The organism is Bacteroides zhangwenhongii (genome assembly GCF_009193325.2).
GTDB classification, from domain to species: Bacteria; Bacteroidota; Bacteroidia; order Bacteroidales; family Bacteroidaceae; genus Bacteroides; species Bacteroides zhangwenhongii.
The window spans coordinates 5,149,738-5,170,577 of the sequence record NZ_CP059856.1 but is presented as its reverse complement, the minus strand read 5'-3'; the positions used below and the strand labels follow the sequence as shown (position 1 = coordinate 5,170,577).

Annotated in this window: 16 protein-coding genes and 1 pseudogene; 10 read left to right on the top strand and 7 right to left on the bottom strand. The window is 44.4% G+C overall.

Annotation, left to right across the window (positions count from 1 at the left end):
• A pseudogene (locus GD630_RS21635) lies at positions 1-120 on the top strand (AAA family ATPase); the annotation flags it as partial.
• A gap of 98 nt (positions 121-218) precedes the next feature.
• Here the strand turns inward: GD630_RS21635 and GD630_RS20435 are convergent.
• A complete protein-coding gene (locus GD630_RS20435) occupies positions 219-713 on the bottom strand; it encodes a cupin domain-containing protein (RefSeq protein ID WP_143864998.1) in 495 nt (164 codons plus the stop codon).
• Positions 714-964: 251 nt separating this feature from the next.
• Here GD630_RS20435 and GD630_RS20430 point away from each other — a divergent pair, with 251 nt between their 5' ends.
• A complete protein-coding gene (locus tag GD630_RS20430) occupies positions 965-2,683 on the top strand; it encodes an ATP-binding protein (RefSeq protein ID WP_143864999.1) in 1,719 nt (572 codons plus the stop codon).
• An 84-nt stretch (positions 2,684-2,767) separates the two neighbouring features.
• A complete protein-coding gene (locus GD630_RS20425) occupies positions 2,768-4,891 on the top strand; it encodes a DNA topoisomerase 3 (RefSeq protein WP_143865000.1) in 2,124 nt (707 codons plus the stop codon).
• On the opposite strand, the gene GD630_RS20420 is transcribed toward GD630_RS20425, so the two are convergent.
• Together GD630_RS20420 and aroC are read right to left on the bottom strand one after the other, a co-directional pair.
• Entirely contained in the window at positions 4,873-6,231 is a 1,359-nt protein-coding gene (locus GD630_RS20420) for a dipeptidase (protein WP_143865001.1), read from the bottom strand. The two genes, GD630_RS20425 and GD630_RS20420, sit on opposite strands and share 19 nt — an antisense overlap.
• A gap of 15 nt (positions 6,232-6,246) precedes the next feature.
• A complete protein-coding gene (aroC, locus tag GD630_RS20415) occupies positions 6,247-7,323 on the bottom strand; it encodes a chorismate synthase (protein ID WP_007751711.1) in 1,077 nt (358 codons plus the stop codon).
• Between the two features lie 157 nt (positions 7,324-7,480).
• On the opposite strand from aroC, the gene GD630_RS20410 reads away from it, so the two are divergent.
• Positions 7,481-8,044 (top strand): calycin-like domain-containing protein, encoded by a 564-nt coding sequence (locus GD630_RS20410; protein WP_143865002.1) that lies wholly within the window; start codon positions 7,481-7,483, stop codon positions 8,042-8,044.
• 109 nt (positions 8,045-8,153) lie between these two features.
• On the opposite strand, the gene GD630_RS20405 is transcribed toward GD630_RS20410, so the two are convergent.
• Positions 8,154-8,939 carry a porin family protein gene (locus GD630_RS20405; RefSeq protein WP_143865003.1) on the bottom strand — a complete coding sequence of 262 codons (786 nt, stop codon included), beginning with the start codon at positions 8,937-8,939 and terminating at the stop codon, positions 8,154-8,156.
• Positions 8,940-8,969: 30 nt separating this feature from the next.
• Complete coding sequence (locus tag GD630_RS20400; RefSeq protein ID WP_143865004.1) at positions 8,970-10,055, bottom strand: PCMD domain-containing protein; 1,086 nt, start codon at positions 10,053-10,055, stop codon at positions 8,970-8,972.
• A gap of 135 nt (positions 10,056-10,190) precedes the next feature.
• On the opposite strand from GD630_RS20400, the gene GD630_RS20395 reads away from it, so the two are divergent.
• A complete protein-coding gene (locus GD630_RS20395; protein WP_143865005.1) occupies positions 10,191-11,477 on the top strand; it encodes an L-cysteine desulfidase family protein in 1,287 nt (428 codons plus the stop codon).
• 99 nt (positions 11,478-11,576) lie between these two features.
• On the opposite strand, the gene GD630_RS20390 is transcribed toward GD630_RS20395, so the two are convergent.
• Entirely contained in the window at positions 11,577-12,164 is a 588-nt protein-coding gene (locus GD630_RS20390; RefSeq protein WP_007766819.1) for an FKBP-type peptidyl-prolyl cis-trans isomerase, read from the bottom strand.
• A gap of 480 nt (positions 12,165-12,644) precedes the next feature.
• On the opposite strand from GD630_RS20390, the gene ilvD reads away from it, so the two are divergent.
• The 5 genes from ilvD (at position 12,645) to ilvC (ending at position 18,672) form a co-directional block, all read left to right on the top strand.
• A complete protein-coding gene (gene ilvD, locus GD630_RS20385) occupies positions 12,645-14,447 on the top strand; it encodes a dihydroxy-acid dehydratase (protein WP_007766817.1) in 1,803 nt (600 codons plus the stop codon).
• Positions 14,448-14,510: 63 nt separating this feature from the next.
• Positions 14,511-16,208 (top strand): biosynthetic-type acetolactate synthase large subunit, encoded by a 1,698-nt coding sequence (gene ilvB / locus GD630_RS20380; RefSeq protein WP_143865006.1) that lies wholly within the window; start codon positions 14,511-14,513, stop codon positions 16,206-16,208.
• A 48-nt stretch (positions 16,209-16,256) separates the two neighbouring features.
• Positions 16,257-16,814 carry an acetolactate synthase small subunit gene (gene ilvN / locus GD630_RS20375; protein WP_143865007.1) on the top strand — a complete coding sequence of 186 codons (558 nt, stop codon included), beginning with the start codon at positions 16,257-16,259 and terminating at the stop codon, positions 16,812-16,814.
• Positions 16,815-16,819: 5 nt separating this feature from the next.
• Positions 16,820-17,563 (top strand): acyl-[acyl-carrier-protein] thioesterase, encoded by a 744-nt coding sequence (locus GD630_RS20370; protein ID WP_055278378.1) that lies wholly within the window; start codon positions 16,820-16,822, stop codon positions 17,561-17,563.
• A gap of 65 nt (positions 17,564-17,628) precedes the next feature.
• Positions 17,629-18,672 carry a ketol-acid reductoisomerase gene (gene ilvC / locus GD630_RS20365; protein WP_007766808.1) on the top strand — a complete coding sequence of 348 codons (1,044 nt, stop codon included), beginning with the start codon at positions 17,629-17,631 and terminating at the stop codon, positions 18,670-18,672.
• Positions 18,673-18,843: 171 nt separating this feature from the next.
• On the opposite strand, the gene GD630_RS20360 is transcribed toward ilvC, so the two are convergent.
• On the bottom strand, positions 18,844-20,730 hold the full coding sequence (locus GD630_RS20360) for an AAA domain-containing protein (protein ID WP_143865008.1): 1,887 nt from the start codon (positions 20,728-20,730) through the stop codon (positions 18,844-18,846).
• Positions 20,731-20,840: the final 110 nt, after the last annotated feature.

Below are 20,840 nucleotides of genomic sequence, written 5' to 3'. Positions count from 1 at the left end.
ATGGCAAGAATAACGGTCCCTTATGCAGTGGCGGATTTCGAGGATCTTTGCGAACGTGGCTTTTATTATGTGGATAAAACGGATTGTATTCCCGAATTAGAGGATTATAAAGCTCCGGTAGGCTCGTTTTGTTGTGTTTTTATCAGGATAAGATTTGAATTCCATTTGCTGAAGAGCGGCGAATGATATTCCGAATAGTTCATAACGTTTTTGGGTAATCAACGGGTCAAGCCTATTATTTCTTTCTTGTAATCAGGGTATTCTGTAATCAATGAATTTCTATCCGCTAATTCGAAGTCTTCATACTCGAATCCCGGTGCTACGGCACAACTGACCAAAGTAAAACCGCTTGGCTCTTTCAATCGTGCGGCAAACCAGGTTCCCGGTTCTATTGTTATTTGCAATACTCCGTTTTCCTGATCTGATAATTCCCGACATACTAAAGCCCCTTCTTCAAAGGAATATATCAATAGAGGCGCGCCTTTATGAAAGAACCAGCTTTCCGGAGACTTGATGCGATGAAAGGCGGAGAAATCGTCATTCTCCAGTAAATAGTAAATGGTTGTCATTACTTGTCGTTTGGCTTCCCTGCCTTCCATAGACACCTGCTTCTTTGAGCGGTATTCTTCCCGATAGTAGCCCCCTTCAGGATGTGGTGTCATTTTCAAATGATCAATCCAATAGGCTGCATATTGTTTTTCATTGTTCTTCATCTTCAGCAATTCGTCTATATAAAAAAGGATGTGTCAATAATAACTTTATAGTGGATAAGGACTAGGACATTTATATATTCTACTTTGTCTTTTACACCAACATCCATATCTCTGTCTTATTGAATTTTACTACTTTTCTATAGCAAAGATAGTGAATTGAATATAATTTGCAATGAAACAACAGCTACATTTTGATGTAAATAAGGGTTTTATTTATACCTTTGTCTTAATTGAAAGAAAAAACAGAGATTATGGCAAGAATAACAGTTCCTTATGCAGTGGCGGATTTCGAGGATCTTCGCGAACGTGGCTTTTATTATGTGGATAAGACGGATTATATTCCGGGTTTAGAAGATTACAATGCTCCTGTATTTCTACGCCCCCGCCGTTTTGGAAAGAGCTTGCTGATATCTATGCTGGCTTCTTATTATGACCGTACGAAGGTGAATCGTTTTGAAGAACTTTTCGGTGGTACATGGATTGGAGAACATCCTACCAAAGAACATAATCAGTATCTGGTTATTCGCTATGACTTTTCGGCAATGGTGATGGCAGATGATATGCAAGGGCTGGCACAGAACTTCGATAAACTTAACTGCATACCGGTGGAAATAACGCTAGAACATAATCGTGATTTGTTTGGTGACTTTCAGTTTACAACTCGGGGGAATGCGGCACAAATGCTGGAGGAACTTTTGGGCTATGCACGTTCTCACGGATTTCCTAAGGCTTATATTCTAATTGATGAATACGATAACTTCACCAATCAATTGTTGACTTCTTATAATGATCCGCTTTATGAAGAAGTCACTACCAGCGATAGTTTTCTTCGTACCTTTTTCAAGGTGATAAAGAAAGGTATAGGAGAGGGCAGTATCCGTACCTGTTTCTGTACAGGCGTATTACCTGTCACAATGGATGATCTGACTAGTGGATACAATATTGCTGAAATTCTGACGTTGGAACCGAACTTCTTGCACATGCTCGGCTTTACTTACGAGGAAACGAAAACATATTTGCGTTATGTGCTGGATAAATATGATTCCGACGCAAGTGAGGAACGTTTCGAGGAGATATGGCAGCTTATAGTGAGCAACTATGATGGCTATCGTTTCAGTCCTACAGGCAAGCCTCTTTTTAACTCTACTATCCTTACTTATTTTCTTAAGAAATTTGCAGTCAATGGTGGAAGTATTCCTCCTGAGCTGATTGACGAGAATCTACGGACGGATATTAATTGGATTCGCCGACTGACCCTTTCACAGAGTAATGCAAAGGAAATGTTGGATGCATTGGTCATAGACGACGGGTTGCCGTATAATATTACAGATTTGTTCAGCAAATTCAACAAGAAGAAATTCTTTGAGAAAGAATTCTATCCGGTCAGTCTGTTCTATTTGGGTATGACCACTCTGAAAAGTACTTATCGAATGGTACTTCCTAATATGACCATGCGTAGCATTTATATGGATTATTATAACCAGTTGAATAAAATTGAAGGAAATGCCAGCCGTTATGTTCCCGTTTATGAACTTTATGATTCCAACCGGAGTCTTGAACCTCTTGTTCAGAATTACTTTGAACAATACTTGGGACAATTTCCTGCGCAAGTTTTTGATAAGATCAATGAGAACTTCATCCGTTGCTCTTTCTATGAACTTGTTTCCCGTTATTTAAGCAGTTGCTACACTTTTGCCATCGAACAGAATAACTCCGTAGGTCGTTCTGACTTTGAGATGACAGGTATTCCTGGTACGGATTATTATACGGATGACCGTGTTGTGGAGTTCAAATACTATCATGCCAAAGAGGCTGATCACATCCTCTCATTGACCGAACCATTGACTGAACACGTGCAACAGGTGAAAGGCTATGCCGAAGATACGAAAAAGAAGTTTCCCAATTACAATGTCCGTTCGTATGTGGTATATATCTGTGCCAATAAAGGATGGAAGTGTTGGGAGGTATAATCACTTTTTCCTGGCTTCATGCCGTCTGTGAGAAATATTCGTGTAACTTTGTAGGCTGATAGTATAAAAACAAGAAGGAAAAGAATGATAGTTTGCATAGCTGAAAAGCCATCTGTTGCACGTGATATAGCCGAAGTACTCGGCGCTCATACTAGAAAAGAAGGATATATAGAAGGAAACGGATACCAGGTGACCTGGACGTTCGGACATCTTTGCACCCTGAAGGAGCCACATGAATATACTCCTAATTGGAAGTCATGGAGCTTAGGTAGCTTACCGATGATCCCTCCGCGTTTCGGTATCAAACTGATTGGGCATGATCCGGGCATTGAGAAACAATTTCATATCATAGAGCAATTGATGCAAAATGCAGATGAGATTATCAACTGCGGTGATGCAGGACAGGAAGGAGAATTGATTCAGCGTTGGGTGATGCAGAAAGTAGGCGCCCGTTGTCCGGTGAAGCGTTTGTGGATTTCGTCTTTGACGGAAGAAGCTATTCGTGACGGATTTGCAAAGCTAAAGGATCAGGCAGATTTTCAGTCACTGTATGAAGCGGGACTTTCGCGGGCTATCGGAGACTGGTTGCTTGGTATGAATGCCACTCGTCTTTATACAATTAAATACGGTCAGAATAAACAGGTACTTTCTATTGGTCGGGTACAAACACCTACCTTAGCGTTGATTGTTAACCGACAGTTGGAGATAGCCAACTTCCAGCCTAAGCAATATTGGGAATTGAAAACGAACTATCGGGATACAACCTTTTCGGCTTTAATTCGCAAAAGTGATGAAGAAATCGCTGCGGAAGAAGAGAAAAACGGTGGGAAAAAGAAAATAATAGAGAATCCCGGTATTGATCCTATCGCTAATAGGGAAGAGGGCGAGGCGTTGGTAGAACGTATCAAAGACCTTCCGTTCGTAGTCACCAGTGTTAGTAAGAAAGACGGACGGGAGTTTGCCCCGCGTCTGTTCGACCTGACTTCGCTTCAGGTGGAATGTAACAAGAAATTCGCTTATTCTGCTGATGAGACATTAAAACTTATCCAATCCCTTTACGAAAAGAAAGTAGCCACCTATCCGCGTGTCGATACAACTTTCTTGAGTGACGATATTTATCCGAAGTGTCCCGGCATTTTGAAAGGACTTCGTGATTACGAAGTACTGACAGCTCCGTTGAACGGTTCCACATTGCCGAAATCGAAGAAAGTATTTGATAATTCAAAGGTAACAGATCACCATGCCATTATCCCTACCGGAGTGTACGCTCAAAACCTGACGGATATGGAGCGTCGTGTCTACGATCTGATTGCCCGTCGTTTTATTGCCGTGTTCTATCCGGATTGTAAGATTTCTACTACTACCGTGATGGGAGAGGTGGATAAAATAGAATTCAAAGTAAGCGGGAAACAGATTCTCGAACCCGGATGGCGTGTTGTCTTTGCAAAAGATGTAAAAGAAACGACCGAAGAAAAAGAGGAAGAAGACGAAAATGTACTTCCTGTTTTTGTGAAAGGGGAAAGCGGTCCTCATGTTCCCGATTTAAATGAAAAATGGACGCAGCCGCCCAGACCTTACACGGAGGCAACCTTACTTCGTGCAATGGAAACTGCCGGAAAGTTGGTTGATAACGATGAGCTCCGCGACGCATTAAAAGAAAACGGTATCGGCCGTCCGTCTACCCGTGCCGCTATCATAGAAACGTTGTTCAAACGGAATTATATCCGTAAGGAAAGGAAGAACCTGATTGCTACCCCGACAGGAGTGGAACTGGTGCAACTTATCCATGAGGAACTTCTGAAGTCTGCTGAATTGACGGGTATTTGGGAAAAGAAACTCCGCGAAATAGAGAGGAAAACGTACGATGCCCGCCAGTTTTTGGAAGAACTGAAGCAAATGGTTTCAGAAATCGTAATGAGTGTGTTGTCAGATAATACCAACCGTCGTATTACCATTCAGGATGCGGTAGCCGCCCAAGCCGAAGAAAAAGCGAAGAAAGAACCGAAGAAGCGTGAACGGAAACCGAGTGTGCCGAAAGAAAAGAAGCCGAAGGCTACGCCTGCGGCTACTTCTTTGACAACTGCTAATGCTGATTCCCTTGTCGGACAACCTTGTCCGCTTTGCGGCAAAGGGACGATCATAAAAGGCAAGACAGCCTACGGATGTTCGGAGTGGAAAAACGGATGTACTTACCGGAAAGCATTATGAAACTCAATCACCGCCTCTATTCCTTTACGGAAAATATCCAATGAGAAATTTTCATTCGGTGAATGGATGGCGTCCGATTCGAGTCCGAATCCCATCAATACGGTCTTAACTCCCAATACTTGTTCGAAAGTGGAGATAATGGGAATACTGCCGCCACGACGTACAGCCAACGGCTTTTTCCCGAAAGCTATCTCAAAGCCTTTCTCCGCCGCTTGATAGGCGGGAAGGGAGATGGGGCAGACATAACCCTGTCCTCCATGCATAGGAGTCATTTTCACTTGTACCGTGTCAGGAGCAATACTAAGAATATAATCCGCAAACATTTGAGAAATCTTATGGTGGTCCTGATGTGGAACCAACCGACAAGACACTTTGGCGTAAGCTTTTGAGGGAAGCACGGTTTTGGAACCTTCTCCTGTATACCCGCCCCATATACCGCATACGTCAAAAGACGGCCGGCAACTGTTACGTTCCAATGTACTGTATCCTTTTTCTCCGAATACTTCCTTCACACCGATCGCTTCTTTGTATTTCTTTTCATCAAAAGGAATACGGGCAATCATCTCCCGTTCGGCTTGTGGAACTTCTTCTACGTCGTCATAGAATCCGGGAACGGTGATTCTGCCATCCGCATCGGTTATTTTGCTGATAATCTGGCATAACACATTAATCGGATTGGCTACCGCACCTCCGAAATGTCCGGAATGTAAATCACGGTTTGGTCCCGTAACTTCTATTTCCCAATAAGCCAGGCCACGCAGACCTGTGGTTAACGAAGGGAGTTCCGCTCCTAGCATGCTAGTGTCCGAAACAAGAATCACATCGGATTTCAACAACTCTTTGTGCTCTTCGCAAAAAGCCTCCAAACTGGGAGAACCGATTTCCTCTTCTCCTTCAAAGATAAACTTCACGTTATTTTTTAGCAGTCCGTTCTTGAGGAGATATTGGAAGGCTTTCACCTGAATAAATGATTGTCCTTTGTCATCATCCGCACCACGTGCCCAAATGTGACCGTCACGTATTTCCGGCTCGAACGGTTGGCTTTTCCAAAGCTCCAACGGCTCGGCAGGCATCACGTCATAATGAGCGTAGACTAAAACGGTCTTCGCATCAGGATCCACAATCTTTTGGGCAAAGACAATCGGATTGCCTTTGGAGGGCATTACCAATGCTTCGTCCGCTCCGGCTTCCAATAATAGCTGTGCCCAGCGTTCGGCGCACGCCAGCATATCATCATGGTGTTCGGGCAGTGCACTGATACTTGGAATACGGATGAGGCTGAACAAATCCTCCATCATTCGGGACTCGTTCTCTGCTATATATTTCTGAATTTCGTTCATAAATTGAATTAAACATTAAAGCTGCGTGGTTTTATCCAGCAGGTAATAGTCAAGTATAGTCATCGCAGCCATTGCCTCTACAATGGGAACGGCGCGTGGCAGTACACAGGCGTCATGACGGCCGCGAGCTTTCAGCGTGGTGTCCACTCCGTCGATATTAACAGTTTCCTGCTCCATCAACAGCGTAGCGATCGGTTTGAATACCACACGGAAATAAATGTCCTGTCCGTTACTCAGTCCTCCCTGAATACCTCCTGAATGGTTGGTATGCGTTTCAATCCGTCCGTTGTTGTTATAGAAAACGTCATTCTGTTCCGACCCCTTCATCTTCAGTCCCTTGAATCCTTCACCGTACTCAAATGCTTTGGCGGCGTTGATACTTAACATCGCATTTCCCAAAGCCGCATGGAGCTTACCGAAAACGGGTTGTCCCAAACCGATGGGGCAGCCTTTGATGACACAAGTCAGCGTACCGCCGATAGTATCGCCTTCTCCTTTTACCTTATATATAAGGTCTGCCATTTCTTTTGCCTTTTCCGGGTCCGGGCAGCGTACATCATTTGTCTCGATCAAGTCGAGATCATAATCCGAGTAAGTGCCTTCCAGTTTGATAGCTCCTACCTGTGAAGTGTAAGCGGTGATACTGATACCTAACTGGCGGAGTGCCAACTTGGCCAAAGCACCGGCTACGACGCGTGATACCGTTTCGCGTGCAGACGAACGTCCGCCGCCACGATGATCGCGGATGCCATACTTCACTGTGTAAGTATAGTCGGCGTGTGAAGGGCGATATACATTTTTCAGATTGTTGTAGTCATTAGAATGTTGGTTTTCGTTCCAAACGATAAAACCGATGGGGCAACCGGTTGACTTACCCTCAAAAATACCGGAAAGAAACTCTACTTTATCCGCTTCTTTGCGTGCGGTGGTAAGGATGGATTGTCCCGGACGGCGCCGGTTCAGTTCCTGTTGTACGAACTCTTCGTCGATAGTGATTCCGGCGGGAAATCCGTCAATTACTCCTCCAATTCCTTTTCCATGAGACTCACCAAAACTTGTGAGCCGAAAGATGTTGCCAAATGAATTAAACATAGTCGTGGCTTTTTAAAATTACTGTATGCAAATATAACAAAGTTTTCGATAAGATTGTTGTGAACTCAAAATATCTTCAAAAAAGGTGGCATATTGAACCTTTTTTCTTCTTTTCAGTTTATAAATGATGATTAATAATAACTAAACCAATGACTGTATGAAAAAGAATCTATTGTATTTACTAGCATTAGTGTGTTCTATCACTTTCTTCGCCGCTTGTAGCAGTGACGATGACGATAGCAAGAAAAATGAGGGTAACGAACCCGAAGAAGAGGCGGTGGTGACAGCTCCGGATGTGGTTGGCACTTATTGGGGCAACTTGAATATATCTATGATAGCGGATGGCTCCGACCAGGAAAATGTTATAGCGGACGGAGTGCCTAAATTTATAACCTTTTCCCAAGTCAGTGATACGGAAATAAAAATAGAACTGAAAGATTTTGAACTGTTCATGAACGGGAAGATAATGAAGTTCGGAGATATTGTACTAGACAAGTGCACCGTAAAGAAGGGAGAGGGGATTTCGACCTTTACAGGACAACAGCAACTTACATTTGCTGGAGAGGCGGCTGCCTTGGGAGCTTGTGATGTAACTGTGGCGGGGACGGTGGAAGGTGCAGATGCCAATATGACCATCAACGTAAAAGTGCCGACTTTGCAACAGACAGTCAAGGTTACTTATTCAGGAGTAAAACAGGTTGAGAATCCTGATAAAGAATAACTTTAATATTCACCACAGATTACACGGATTAACACAGATAATAGAAATTAATTATCAATTTATTAAAATCAATCTGTGTTAATCCGTGTAATCTGTGGTGAGTTATATTTTAGAATGCATACCCGAAGCCGATATTCAGATATATAGGGTACATCGAGAAAGTGACCGTATGGAAGTCATTCTTGAAGATATTGTTGAGTCCCCAAGTAAGGTCGGCGTATATGTTGAGATGTTTGAACGCTCTCCATCCGGCTCCTGCCTGAAGTCCCCACTGAAAACGTCTCAGATCGTCGGAGAAGTCATAAGTTGCAATTTTATCATCGGTAAATTCTACTTTAGGTCCTGTTGGATCGTCTTCACGCAGATATCCTTCGTATACGTGTCCTGAAAATTCCCTTGAAAGTATATAAGAAAAATAAGGGCCTGCTTTCACATTCCAACGGCTACTCAACTTATAAGTAGCCATCAATGGGATGGTTAATCCGGCGGTATGTACTTTGGTTTTTACCCCTCCTGTCCATACTCCGCTGATCCTTTCACCTCCTTGTCCCAGAATTTCCATACTGTAATTCTTTACGGTAGCTTCGGTGGTCATAGCCTTGTTTTCAAGCCGTAGCCCTACGATGATACCCAGTTTGTTCTGAACCGCTACCCATTTGGTCACTTCACCCCCGATTGTAATGGCGAGAGTCGGATTGTAACCGTCGATAGACCGGATTTCCGCCGGTAAGGGAAGCGGAGCTGTGCCGCCGATACTGATTCCTGCTTTCACTTCGTATTCCAATCCGCGAAGGGCGGAACGGATAAGCGTTTCATTTCTATCCACTTGTGCATAACCGGGCAGGGTAACATTTAAACAAATAAGCAGACCGAATGTATAAAGGTATTTTTTCATCGTTGTAATTATTATAAAATCATTTAGGTTTTAGTTTTCTGTATGATAGACCAGTTCGACTTCATCAATCAGCAAGGTACTTCCGATGGCTCCATTGAAATAAGCGCCTTCCAAACTGGAGGTAAAGACGATTGCTACGTTGTATTTTCCATCCCTTAGCTTTTCTTTGTCGATGAACTTGCCGGGGCGGGTAATAAACGGAAGTTTGAAGTAAGTCCATTCATCTGTTTCTTTGGCGTTGTCGATGCGTGCTATTGAAACCAGATTCGGACTGGTGAACGCATTACTTCCGTCAAGAGTAGGAACAGACTCGCTCGTTTCGTACATGATGGCGTATATATCGCAGATGTCACGTTTCCCGTCAACGGGTTTTCCTTCTTCGGTGAACTTGTCTCCCGCCTTGTATTTATAATAACCGGCCAGATAGGTCGGCACATAACGGAAAGGCAGACCGAATTTGGTAGCTTGTAGTGGATAGCTCATGGCATTGTTCACATCAAAAGAGCCGATAAATAAGTTTCCTGCGGCAATGGGCATACCCATTAACTGCCCGAAGAAACCGGTACTGCGCGTTACTAGTAAAAGACATTTTCCCTCTTTACCATCCGCTATTTGGAAAGTGGGGTAGTCGTCGGCTGTTTTAGGAACGCCGGTCATGGCATAACCCGCATTTCCGCTGGCCCATTCCATAATCACTTTGTCTCCTTGCCGTTCTACGAATATATAGTATTTTTTCCCACCGAGAGTGTCCTCGAAGTTGTAGTTAGTTGCAAGTTCCGTATCAATAACCGAAACTGTATATGTTTTTTTCCAGACTCCGTCGGCTGCTGTGACAGTGTATTTTTGCGGTAGACTAAAATCGTGTACCGTTCCGCTCAAAGGGCTGATGGTGGCTCCCGGAGTCAGGGTGAATTCCGGTGCAAGGGTCGAAACGTCTGTTCCCGGTCCCACAAAAAGAGTCACCGAATTATTATTAATGATAGGACTTGTGGTCATTACTGCTTTCGGCAGTGTGCAACTAAGTATATCTGCTTCTGCGTTAAGGGCTTCGTCACGGATGCAAGAAGAGATGATAATACTTACCAGGAAATATAAAATTACGTGTTTTGCTTTCATTTTTCTCTTTTTTCTTACTGTTAAAGTTTAGTTCTCAGAAGCGTTTATAACAAAATGAAATTTTATTTGTTCAGTAAGAGATGTATGATAAAAAAGATTTTCTTACTTTTGTGTGTACTTAAAACTTATGAGTTTATGACTGAGTCAGAAAGAAGGCAAATTATAGAACTGATTAAGAGAGAGGTAATTCCGGCTATCGGATGTACAGAACCTATTGCTGTGGCGCTTTGTGTAGCGAAAGCCGCCGAAACATTGGGGATGCGTCCGGAGAAGATAGAAGTACTGCTCAGTGCCAACATTTTAAAAAATGCGATGGGGGTAGGAATACCGGGTACAGGAATGGTAGGACTTCCCATTGCCGTTGCTTTAGGCGCATTGATAGGTAAATCAGAGTACCAGTTGGAAGTATTGAAAGACTGTACACCGAAAGCTGTAGAGTGCGGAAAGCAGTTTATTGCGGAAAGACGGATTTGTATTTCCTTGAAAGATAATATCACGGAAAAGCTCTATATCGAAGTGATTTGCAGGTCCGGAGATAGAACAGCGAAAGCTGTAATTGCCGGTGGTCATACCACCTTTATATATATAGCCGATGGAGGCAACGTATTACTAGACAAGCAGCATACAGCCGATGAAGAAGAGGAAGCGACCGCTCCCGAACTGAACCTGCGTAAGGTTTATGATTTTGCCTTGACAGCTCCTTTGGATGAAATTCGTTTTATTCTTGATACGGCACGTTTGAACAAGGCAGCTGCCGAACAAGCCTTTAAAGGCAATTACGGACACTCTTTGGGAAGAATGCTTCGGGGAAGTTATGAACACAAAGTGATGGGTGACAGCGTATTCTCTCACATCCTCTCTTATACTTCTGCCGCTTGTGACGCTCGAATGGCAGGAGCTATGATTCCGGTCATGAGTAATTCCGGCAGTGGTAATCAAGGAATATCAGCCACGCTTCCTGTGGTGGTCTTTGCCGAAGAGAATAATAAAAATGAAGAAGAACTGATCCGTGCCTTGATGTTGAGTCATCTTACGGTTATTTATATCAAACAAAGTTTGGGACGTCTTTCCGCTCTCTGCGGTTGTGTGGTAGCTGCCACAGGTTCCAGTTGCGGAATCACTTGGCTGATGGGAGGAAACTATGACCAGGTTGCCTTTGCCGTTCAAAACATGATTGCCAACCTGACGGGCATGATTTGTGACGGTGCAAAACCGAGTTGTGCCCTAAAAGTGACTACCGGAGTCTCAACAGCTGTACTGTCTGCTATGATGGCAATGGAAGACCGTTGTGTAACTTCTGTGGAAGGTATTATTGATGAAGATGTAGATCAAAGTATCCGTAATCTGACAAGAATCGGCTCACAAGCTATGAACGAAACGGATAAAATGGTACTCGATATCATGACTCACAAAGGATGCTAGAAAATGAGGAGTTGGAAAATGAAAAATGAGGAATGAAGAATTAGCTGCGCAATGGTTGTATGGCAATTCTTCATTCCTCATTTTTAACTCTTCATTAACTTAGTGGCAACAGCCGCCACCGCATTCGTGGTCATCGCAGCCACCATTGCAACCACCATCACCGCAACTGTCGCATCCGCAACCGCAGCCTTCGCCACTCATCATTTTCACCAGTTCCTGAATTTCTTCGTTAGTAGCAGGACGGCTTTCAATCACTTCGCCTTCAAAGATGAGATCGGCGCCTGCCAACGGATGGTTGAGGTCAACGACTACTACATCCGGTTTGATTTCTACTACGCTGGCATTTACGCGTTGACCGTCACCGGTCATCAAAGGTACGATATTACCCTCTTTGATATGATCGCTGTCGAACTTGCCGTCAACCTCAAAGATATTTTTCGGGAGATCAATCACGTGTTGCTCGTCATATTGACCGTATGCTTTGTCTGCCGGAATGGTGAAGTCAAATTTGTCACCTTTAGAAAGAGAGGTTATCTGGTTCTCGAAGTCCTCGAGTGTTGTTCCTAATCCTGAAATGAACTGAAAGGGGTGTTCTGCTTTTGCTTCTTCGAACAATTCCTTTTCACCATCTTCCATTGTATATAATTTGTATGCAACGGTAATGTACTTGTTTTCTACTGTTTCCATCTGATTCTTTTTATTTCTAAATTAATAAATCCCGCAAATGCGGGCTGACAAAGATACGAATTATTTATTTCTGTCGTGATATAGGGAAGGTATATTTCAAAATATTAAATGCTTTTGTTAGAAAGGGACAATAGGATTCCGCTTATATAATAGTTGTGAATTTAACCTTTAAGTGATAAAATAGAGAAATAATACCTCTCTTTTCTTACAATTATTCGTTTTTATATGATTTTTTTCTTCGATTTGTTTGGATATAATAAAAAAGCCCTTACCTTTGCAGCACAAAAATAAAGAAAAGAAGATATGAATAACTTACACACATCTATTAACCTAGCAGTCTTGCATATTATTCGCGTCGTGGTGGTCCCATCAAGAGCGTGAGAAAGGTTTTTGTGCTGTATGTATTCGTACCATAAAGATAAAATTTAGAGCCTTTCTCACTGGTGTGAGAGAGGCTTTTTAATTAAAAGATAGATTGAAATGAAAAAGCAATTACGCAGTTCGTTTAGTACACAAGGCCGTCGGATGGCGGGAGCCCGTGCGTTGTGGGTAGCCAACGGCATGAAGAAGAATCAGATGGGTAAGCCTATCATCGCTATAGTCAATTCATTCACACAGTTTGTGCCGGGACACGTGCACTTGCATGAGATCGGTCAGTTGGTGAAAGCGGAGATCGAAAAGCTGGGGTGCTTCGCTGCGGAATTCAATACAATCGCTATCGACGACGGTATAGCTATGGGGCATGATGGAATGCTTTACTCGCTTCCTTCCCGTGATATCATCGCAGACAGTGTGGAATATATGGTGAATGCTCATAAGGCAGACGCGATGGTATGTATCAGTAATTGTGACAAGATCACTCCGGGAATGTTGATGGCGGCGATGCGTCTGAATATACCTGCTGTATTTGTGTCGGGTGGTCCTATGGAGGCGGGTGAATGGAACGGTCAGCATTTGGATTTGATCGACGCGATGATTAAGTCGGCCGACCAAAGTGTGAGTGACGAGGAAGTTGCCAATATTGAGCAGAACGCTTGTCCTACCTGCGGATGTTGTTCCGGTATGTTTACAGCAAATTCTATGAACTGCTTGAACGAAGCCATCGGCTTGGCTCTTCCCGGAAACGGGACCATTGTAGCCACGCATGAAAACCGTACGCAGCTTTTCAAAGATGCTGCTAAGTTGATTGTGGACAATGCGATGAAATATTATGAAGAGGGAGATGAGAGCGTGCTTCCGCGTAGCATTGCCACTCGTCAAGCTTTTCTGAATGCCATGACTTTGGATATTGCGATGGGTGGTTCTACCAATACGGTTCTTCACCTGTTGGCTGTTGCCCATGAAGCGGGAGTCGACTTCAAGATGGACGACATTGATATGCTTTCCCGCAAGGCTCCGTGCCTTTGCAAAGTAGCTCCGAATACACAGAAGTATCACATTCAGGATGTGAACCGTGCCGGTGGAATTATTGCAATCATGGACGAACTGTCCAAAGCCGGTCTGGTGGACACGTCTGTTCGCCGGGTAGACGGAATGACGTTGGCAGAGGCTATTGATAAGTATTCCATTACAAGTCCGAACGTAGGTGAAGAGGCTATCAAGAAATATTCGAGCGCAGCCGGAAATAGATTTAACCTTGTACTCGGCTCGCAAGGTATGTATTATAAGGAACTGGATAAAGACCGTGCAACCGGATGTATCCGTGATTTGGAACACGCTTACAGCAAAGACGGCGGACTGGCCGTATTGAAAGGTAACATTGCTCAAGACGGTTGTGTGGTAAAAACGGCAGGGGTAGACGAAAGTATCTGGAAGTTTACCGGACCTGCTAAAGTGTTTGATTCGCAAGAAGCAGCCTGCGAAGGTATTCTTGGAGGTCGAGTCGTCAGTGGCGACGTTGTCGTCATCACGCACGAAGGTCCGAAGGGTGGTCCCGGTATGCAGGAAATGCTTTATCCTACCTCTTATATAAAATCCCGTCATCTCGGCAAAGAGTGTGCTTTGATCACTGACGGACGTTTCAGTGGCGGAACTTCTGGATTGAGTATAGGGCATATCTCTCCCGAAGCGGCAGCAGGAGGTAATATCGGAAAAATAGTCGACGGAGATATCATTGAAATCGACATTCCCGCCCGGACGATTAACGTGCGACTGACGGATGAAGAACTGGCTGCCCGTCCGATGACACCTGTCACTCGTGACCGTTATGTGCCGAAGAGCCTGAAAGCGTATGCCAGCATGGTAAGCTCTGCCGATAAAGGAGCAGTAAGATTAATCGATTGACAAATGATGTCTTGACGTTGAGTTCAATCGTAAATTGTAAATCTTAAAATTGCAAATAAATAGATGAGTAAAGACTTAATAACAGGTGCGGAGGCGTTGATGCGCTCATTGGAACATCAGGGAGTAAATACGATTTTCGGTTATCCCGGCGGTTCAATCATGCCGGTATTCGACGCCTTGTACGACCATCGAAATAACTTGAACCACATTTTGGTTCGTCACGAACAGGGAGCTGCCCATGCGGCACAAGGTTATGCCCGTGTGTCGGGTAAAGTCGGTGTTTGCCTGGTGACAAGCGGTCCCGGTGCTACGAACACGATTACCGGTATTGCAGATGCGATGATCGATAGTACTCCTATTGTTGTTATTGCCGGACAGGTAGGAACCGGTTTTCTCGGAACGGATGCATTTCAGGAAGTCGATCTCGTAGGTATCACCCAGCCTATCTCCAAGTGGAGTTATCAGATCCGTCGTGCGGAAGATGTAGCGTGGGCAGTGGCACGTGCATTCTACATTGCCCGTAGTGGTCGTCCCGGTCCGGTTGTGCTGGATTTTGCCAAGAATGCACAGGTCGAGAAGACGAAATATGAGCCGACTAAGGTTGATTTCATCCGCAGCTATGTACCTGTGCCCGATACTGATGAAGACTCCGTAAAGGCTGCCGCCGAACTGATTAATAATGCGGAACGTCCGCTTGTACTGGTAGGGCAAGGCGTTGAGTTAGGGAATGCGCAGAGTGAGTTGCGTGAATTTATTGAAAAGGCGGATATGCCTGCGGGATGTACGCTACTCGGACTTTCGGCTTTACCTACGGAACATCCTTTGAATAAAGGAATGTTGGGGATGCACGGTAATTTGGGGCCGAATATAAATACCAATAAATGTGATGTCCTGATCGCTGTAGGAATGCGCTTCGACGACCGTGTGACCAGTAATCTGGCTACTTATGCCAAACAGGCAAAAGTGATTCATTTTGATATTGATCCGGCGGAGGTGAATAAAAATGTAAAAGTTGATATTGCAGTTTTGGGAGATTGCAAGGAGACATTGAAGGCTGTTACCCGACTCTTGAAAAAGAATGAACACGCTGAGTGGGTCGACAGTTTCACGGAGTATGAGAAGGTAGAGGAAGAAAAGGTGATTCGTCCCGAGCTTCATCCTGCCACCGACTCGTTGAGCATGGGTGAGGTGGTACGTGCGGTAAGTGACGCTACCCGCCACGAAGCAGTTCTGGTGACAGATGTAGGACAAAATCAAATGATGTCCGCACGTTACTTTAAATATACGAAAGAACGCAGTATCATTACTTCCGGCGGGCTCGGAACAATGGGCTTCGGCCTTCCCGCCGCTATCGGAGCTACTTTCGGAGCACCGGAACGTACCGTATGTGTATTTATGGGAGACGGTGGATTGCAGATGAATCTTCAGGAACTGGGTACGGTTATGGAACAGAAGGCTCCGGTGAAGATTATCTGCCTGAACAATAACTTTTTGGGCAACGTGCGCCAATGGCAGGCTATGTTCTTCAATCGCCGTTATTCATTCACTCCGATGTTGAATCCGGACTACATGAAAATTGCTTCGGCGTACGAGATTCCTTCCAAACGTGTCTTCTCTCGTGAAGAGCTGGCGGACGCTATCCGTGAAATGTTGGCAACAGACGGCCCGTTCCTGCTCGAAGCCTGTGTAGTAGAAGAAGGTAATGTACTACCGATGACTCCTCCGGGAGGCTCTGTCAATCAGATGTTGCTGGAGTGCTAGGAGAAGTTGAGAGTTGAAAGTTGAGAGTTGAAAGTTAAATTAAGGATTATGAGTGAAAAGACGTTATATACTATCATTGTTCATTCGGAAAATATAGCCGGATTGCTGAATCAGGTTACGGCTGTTTTTACCCGTCGGCAGATAAATATCGAGAGTCTGAATGTATCTGCTTCTTCCATCAAGGGGGTACATAAGTATACCATTACCGCTTGGACTGATAAAGATACGATTGAAAAAGTGGTGAAGCAAATAGAAAAGAAGATTGATGTAATTCAGGCGCACTACTTTACGGAAGATGAGATCTACTTCCATGAGATCGCTTTATATAAGGTGTCTACCCCCGAATTTCAAGAGACGCCGGAGGCCTCTAAGGTGATACGTAAATATAACGCCCGCATAGTGGAAGTAAATCCGGTATTTTCTATTGTCGAGAAGAATGGAATGAGTGAAGAGATTACCTCGCTTTACGGTGAACTGAAGGCTTTGAATTGTGTTTTGCAATTTGTACGTTCGGGGCGGGTAGCGATTACCACCAGTTGTTTTGAACGGGTGAATGAGTTTCTTGACGGACGGGAAGCCCGTTATAACCAAAATAAAAACCAGTAGGAAGAATGAGCGAATCAAATAAAATAGGAACTTATAAGTTTGTTGCAGAACCGTTTCATGTTGATTTCAACGGTCGCCTGACAATGGGGGTACTGGGCAATCATTTGCTGAATTGCGCAGGTTTTCATGCCAGCGATCGTGGCTTTGGCATTGCGTCTCTGAATGAGGACAATTATACGTGGGTACTTTCCCGCCTGGCAATCGAATTGGATGAAATGCCTTATCAGTATGAGGACTTTTCGGTTCAGACTTGGGTGGAAAATGTTTATCGCCTGTTCACCGATCGTAATTTTGCCATTATGAATAAAGAAGGCAAGAAAATCGGTTACGCTCGTTCCGTGTGGGCGATGATCAGTTTGAATACTCGTAAACCGGCTGACCTGTTGGCATTGCACGGGGGAAGCATTGTAGACTATGTATGCGATGAGCCTTGTCCGATAGAGAAGCCTTCGCGTATCAAAGTGACTAATACACAACCGTTGGCCACGCTGACTGCGAAATACAGTGATATTGATATTAACGGTCATGTGAATAGTATCCGTTACATCGAGCACATACTCGACTTGTTTCCGATCGATTTGTATAAAACCAAGCGCATTCGTCGTTTTGAGATGGCGTATGTGGCTGAAAGTTATTTTGGAGACGAACTGACTTTCTTCTGCGATGAAGCCAATGAAAATGAGTTTCACGTAGAGGTGAAGAAGAACGGCAGCGAAGTGGTTTGCCGGTCGAAAGTGATATTTGAATAAAATAGAATATAAAATCAATTAATAACGGATGGCGTAAGCCATCAAAACTAAAAACAAAAAGAAAAATGGCACAGTTGAATTTTGGCGGTACTATTGAAAATGTAGTGATCCGTGATGAATTTCCATTGGAGAAAGCTCGTGAAGTATTGAAAAATGAAACAATCGCTGTAATCGGTTACGGCGTTCAGGGTCCCGGACAAGCATTGAATTTGCGTGATAACGGTTTCAACGTGATCGTTGGTCAGCGTCAGGGAAAAACATATGATAAAGCAGTAGCTGACGGATGGGTTCCGGGTGAAACTTTGTTCGGAATCGAAGAAGCTTGCGAAAAAGGTACAATCATCATGTGTCTGTTGTCTGATGCGGCTGTTATGTCTGTATGGCCGACAATGAAACCTTACCTGACTGCCGGAAAGGCTCTTTATTTCTCTCATGGTTTTGCTATCACTTGGCACGATCGTACAGGGGTGGTTCCTCCTGCCGATATTGATGTTATCATGGTTGCTCCTAAAGGTTCGGGTACTTCATTGCGTACCATGTTCCTCGAAGGTCGTGGTTTGAACTCTTCTTACGCTATCTATCAGGACGCTACGGGTAAAGCTTACGATAGAACAATTGCTTTGGGTATCGGTATCGGTTCAGGGTATCTGTTTGAAACAACTTTCCAACGTGAAGCAACTTCCGACCTGACAGGTGAACGCGGTTCGTTGATGGGTGCTATTCAAGGTCTGTTGTTGGCACAGTATGAGGTGTTGCGTGAAAACGGTCATTCACCTTCCGAAGCCTTCAATGAAACAGTAGAGGAACTGACTCAGTCGTTAATGCCGTTGTTTGCAAAGAACGGTATGGACTGGATGTATGCAAACTGTTCTACTACTGCTCAACGCGGTGCTCTTGACTGGATGGGCCCGTTCCACGACGCTATCAAACCGGTAGTTGAAAAACTGTATCACAGTGTGAAGACCGGCAACGAAGCGCAAATTTCTATTGACAGTAACTCACAGCCGGATTATCGTGAGAAACTGAACGAAGAACTCCGCCAGTTGCGTGAAAGCGAAATGTGGCAAACTGCTGTTACTGTACGCAAACTTCGTCCGGAGAACAATTGATTTGATAGGATTATACAAGTTTGATACAAAAGGAGAAGAGCCGATGGCTTTTCTCCTTTTTTAAATATATAGATGTTGTGACTATATAATACAACTTCTTGTTTATCTTTGTGGCAACATTCGATAGCAATATAGGAAATGTAAGAAGAAAATATAAAAATATTGTTTGTTTTAATCCTCCTTTTTTATGAATGCCATAAGTCTTTTGTAAAAAGGATGTTTGGTAAGTGTGGCGGCTTCTCCCAGAATCACCAGTTTCATGCGTGCTCGTGTGATCGCTACATTCATTCGTCTTAAATCATTCAGAAATCCGATTTGCCCTTCCTCGTTGGCGCGGACGAGACTGATAAAAACGACATCCCGTTCCTGTCCTTGAAAACCGTCCACTGTATTTACTGTGATGAGGCTTCGGAGAGGGCGCAAGAAACTGCTTCCTTTAATTTTACTTCTCAAATATTGCACTTGTGCTTTGTAGGGTGAAATCAGTCCGAAATCAATCCTTTCCTCTAAAATTCGTTCCTTTCCGATCCGGTTGATATAGGCTTCCAGCTCCTCCAAGAGCAGATTAGCCTCCTGCTTGTTGATGCGTCCGAAACTTTCGCCTACAAATTCCTCGTGAAATTCCATTTCAGAAGTGTCAATCCAACTCATGGGGCTGTCGAAATCAAGGATTCCCCGATAACGTACCTCCGGAGCAGCCTCCAGTTCTCCCTGATAAAACCAGTCGGAAGGGAACTGCATGATAGCTTCGTTCATTCTATATTGCACTTTCAGTAACGAGACAGAGGACGGTTTTTGCCGAACCACCTTCTCCATTAATGTATATTCCAATCCTCCACGAGCGGCTTCTATACATTTTATGGTAGGCGGAAGCTGGCAATGATCTCCGGCGAGAACCACCCGGTCTGCTTTTCGGATGGCTATCCAGCAGGCAGCTTCGAGTGCTTGCGCAGCTTCGTCGATAAATAAAGTCGGGAAACGGCGGCCATTGAGCAGGCGATGGTTGCTACTGACTAAGGTCGAGGCAATCACGCGGGCACTGTCGAAGAGGTCGGCGTTAATTTGAATCTCAAGCTCGGTAGCACGGTCGCGTAGACGGCTCATACGACTGCGTATCCCTTCCCGTTCCTCATAACTTCCCCGCCGCATTCGTCCTCCCATTTCGCGGATGGACTTGCGGATTCCCCAAAGTTCCGGATACGCCGGATGGTTCTCAAACCGGCGTTCGTAGGTGAAGGATAACATTTTGTCATTTACGCGGGTAGGATTTCCAATGCGGAGCACCGGAACACCCCGATCTACAAGTTTCTCGCAAATCCAGTCGACGGCAGTATTACTTTGAGCGCACACCATCACTTGTGGTTCGCGGTGCAGTGTCTCATAAATCGCTTCGACAAGTGTTGTTGTCTTTCCCGTTCCCGGAGGACCGTGCACAATAGAAACATCACGTGCGCAAAGCACTTTATTGACAGCCGTCTCCTGCGTACTGTTCAACCAAGGAAAACGTACGGGGTATAATTCGCGAAATCCGGGCTTTAGCGTTCCCAGCAACGTGTCGCGCAGTTCGGCAAGGCGATTGCCTTTGGCACGGATCACGTCCTCCAGTGCTTCAAACATAGCGCGATAGGAAGTCTCATCAAAGTAAAGCTGTACGCCCAGCACACCGTCGGTTTGTAGTTCCATCAATGCCCCTGCTCCGGGGAGCACGACTACCATTCGTTCTTCGTCTGCATAACTGACGGTTGCGGTGAAATTCAGATATTTCACTTTTCCGTCGAATGACTGGTGGAAAAAGGAAACGGGACGGCCGAATTCAAAAGAGTGTTCTATCTCTTTATTTTCGCTTCTTGTAATATCTACAACAAATTGATTCAGAGAATTATAATAACTTCGGCCGAGAGAGACAGGATACCAGCAAAGACCGCGTTTCACTTTTCGGGCAATACCCATCGTTTCAGTCTGCCGTTTGAATTCCTCTTTCTCATATTCGTACTCCATCCGTAAGAGGAGTTGTTGTTGCTGAAGGTCGGCTATCGGATTTTTCGGATTATTATTCATAATAGGCGCAAAGGTAACAATTCTTCTTCCCGAGACGAAAATTTATTTCATTTTGTTAAACATTACTCGAACGTCATTCGTTATTTTAATAGATAGACTAAAAAAACAAA

Coding starts and splice junctions, on each gene's coding strand:
- GD630_RS20435 (WP_143864998.1), bottom strand. CDS start 713: ATGAAGAACAATGAAAAACAATATGCAGCCTATTGGATTGATCATTTG.
- GD630_RS20430 (WP_143864999.1), top strand. CDS start 965: ATGGCAAGAATAACAGTTCCTTATGCAGTGGCGGATTTCGAGGATCTT.
- GD630_RS20425 (WP_143865000.1), top strand. CDS start 2,768: ATGATAGTTTGCATAGCTGAAAAGCCATCTGTTGCACGTGATATAGCC.
- GD630_RS20420 (WP_143865001.1), bottom strand. CDS start 6,231: ATGAACGAAATTCAGAAATATATAGCAGAGAACGAGTCCCGAATGATG.
- aroC (WP_007751711.1), bottom strand. CDS start 7,323: ATGTTTAATTCATTTGGCAACATCTTTCGGCTCACAAGTTTTGGTGAG.
- GD630_RS20410 (WP_143865002.1), top strand. CDS start 7,481: ATGAAAAAGAATCTATTGTATTTACTAGCATTAGTGTGTTCTATCACT.
- GD630_RS20405 (WP_143865003.1), bottom strand. CDS start 8,939: ATGAAAAAATACCTTTATACATTCGGTCTGCTTATTTGTTTAAATGTT.
- GD630_RS20400 (WP_143865004.1), bottom strand. CDS start 10,055: ATGAAAGCAAAACACGTAATTTTATATTTCCTGGTAAGTATTATCATC.
- GD630_RS20395 (WP_143865005.1), top strand. CDS start 10,191: ATGACTGAGTCAGAAAGAAGGCAAATTATAGAACTGATTAAGAGAGAG.
- GD630_RS20390 (WP_007766819.1), bottom strand. CDS start 12,164: ATGGAAACAGTAGAAAACAAGTACATTACCGTTGCATACAAATTATAT.
- ilvD (WP_007766817.1), top strand. CDS start 12,645: ATGAAAAAGCAATTACGCAGTTCGTTTAGTACACAAGGCCGTCGGATG.
- ilvB (WP_143865006.1), top strand. CDS start 14,511: ATGAGTAAAGACTTAATAACAGGTGCGGAGGCGTTGATGCGCTCATTG.
- ilvN (WP_143865007.1), top strand. CDS start 16,257: ATGAGTGAAAAGACGTTATATACTATCATTGTTCATTCGGAAAATATA.
- GD630_RS20370 (WP_055278378.1), top strand. CDS start 16,820: ATGAGCGAATCAAATAAAATAGGAACTTATAAGTTTGTTGCAGAACCG.
- ilvC (WP_007766808.1), top strand. CDS start 17,629: ATGGCACAGTTGAATTTTGGCGGTACTATTGAAAATGTAGTGATCCGT.
- GD630_RS20360 (WP_143865008.1), bottom strand. CDS start 20,730: ATGAATAATAATCCGAAAAATCCGATAGCCGACCTTCAGCAACAACAA.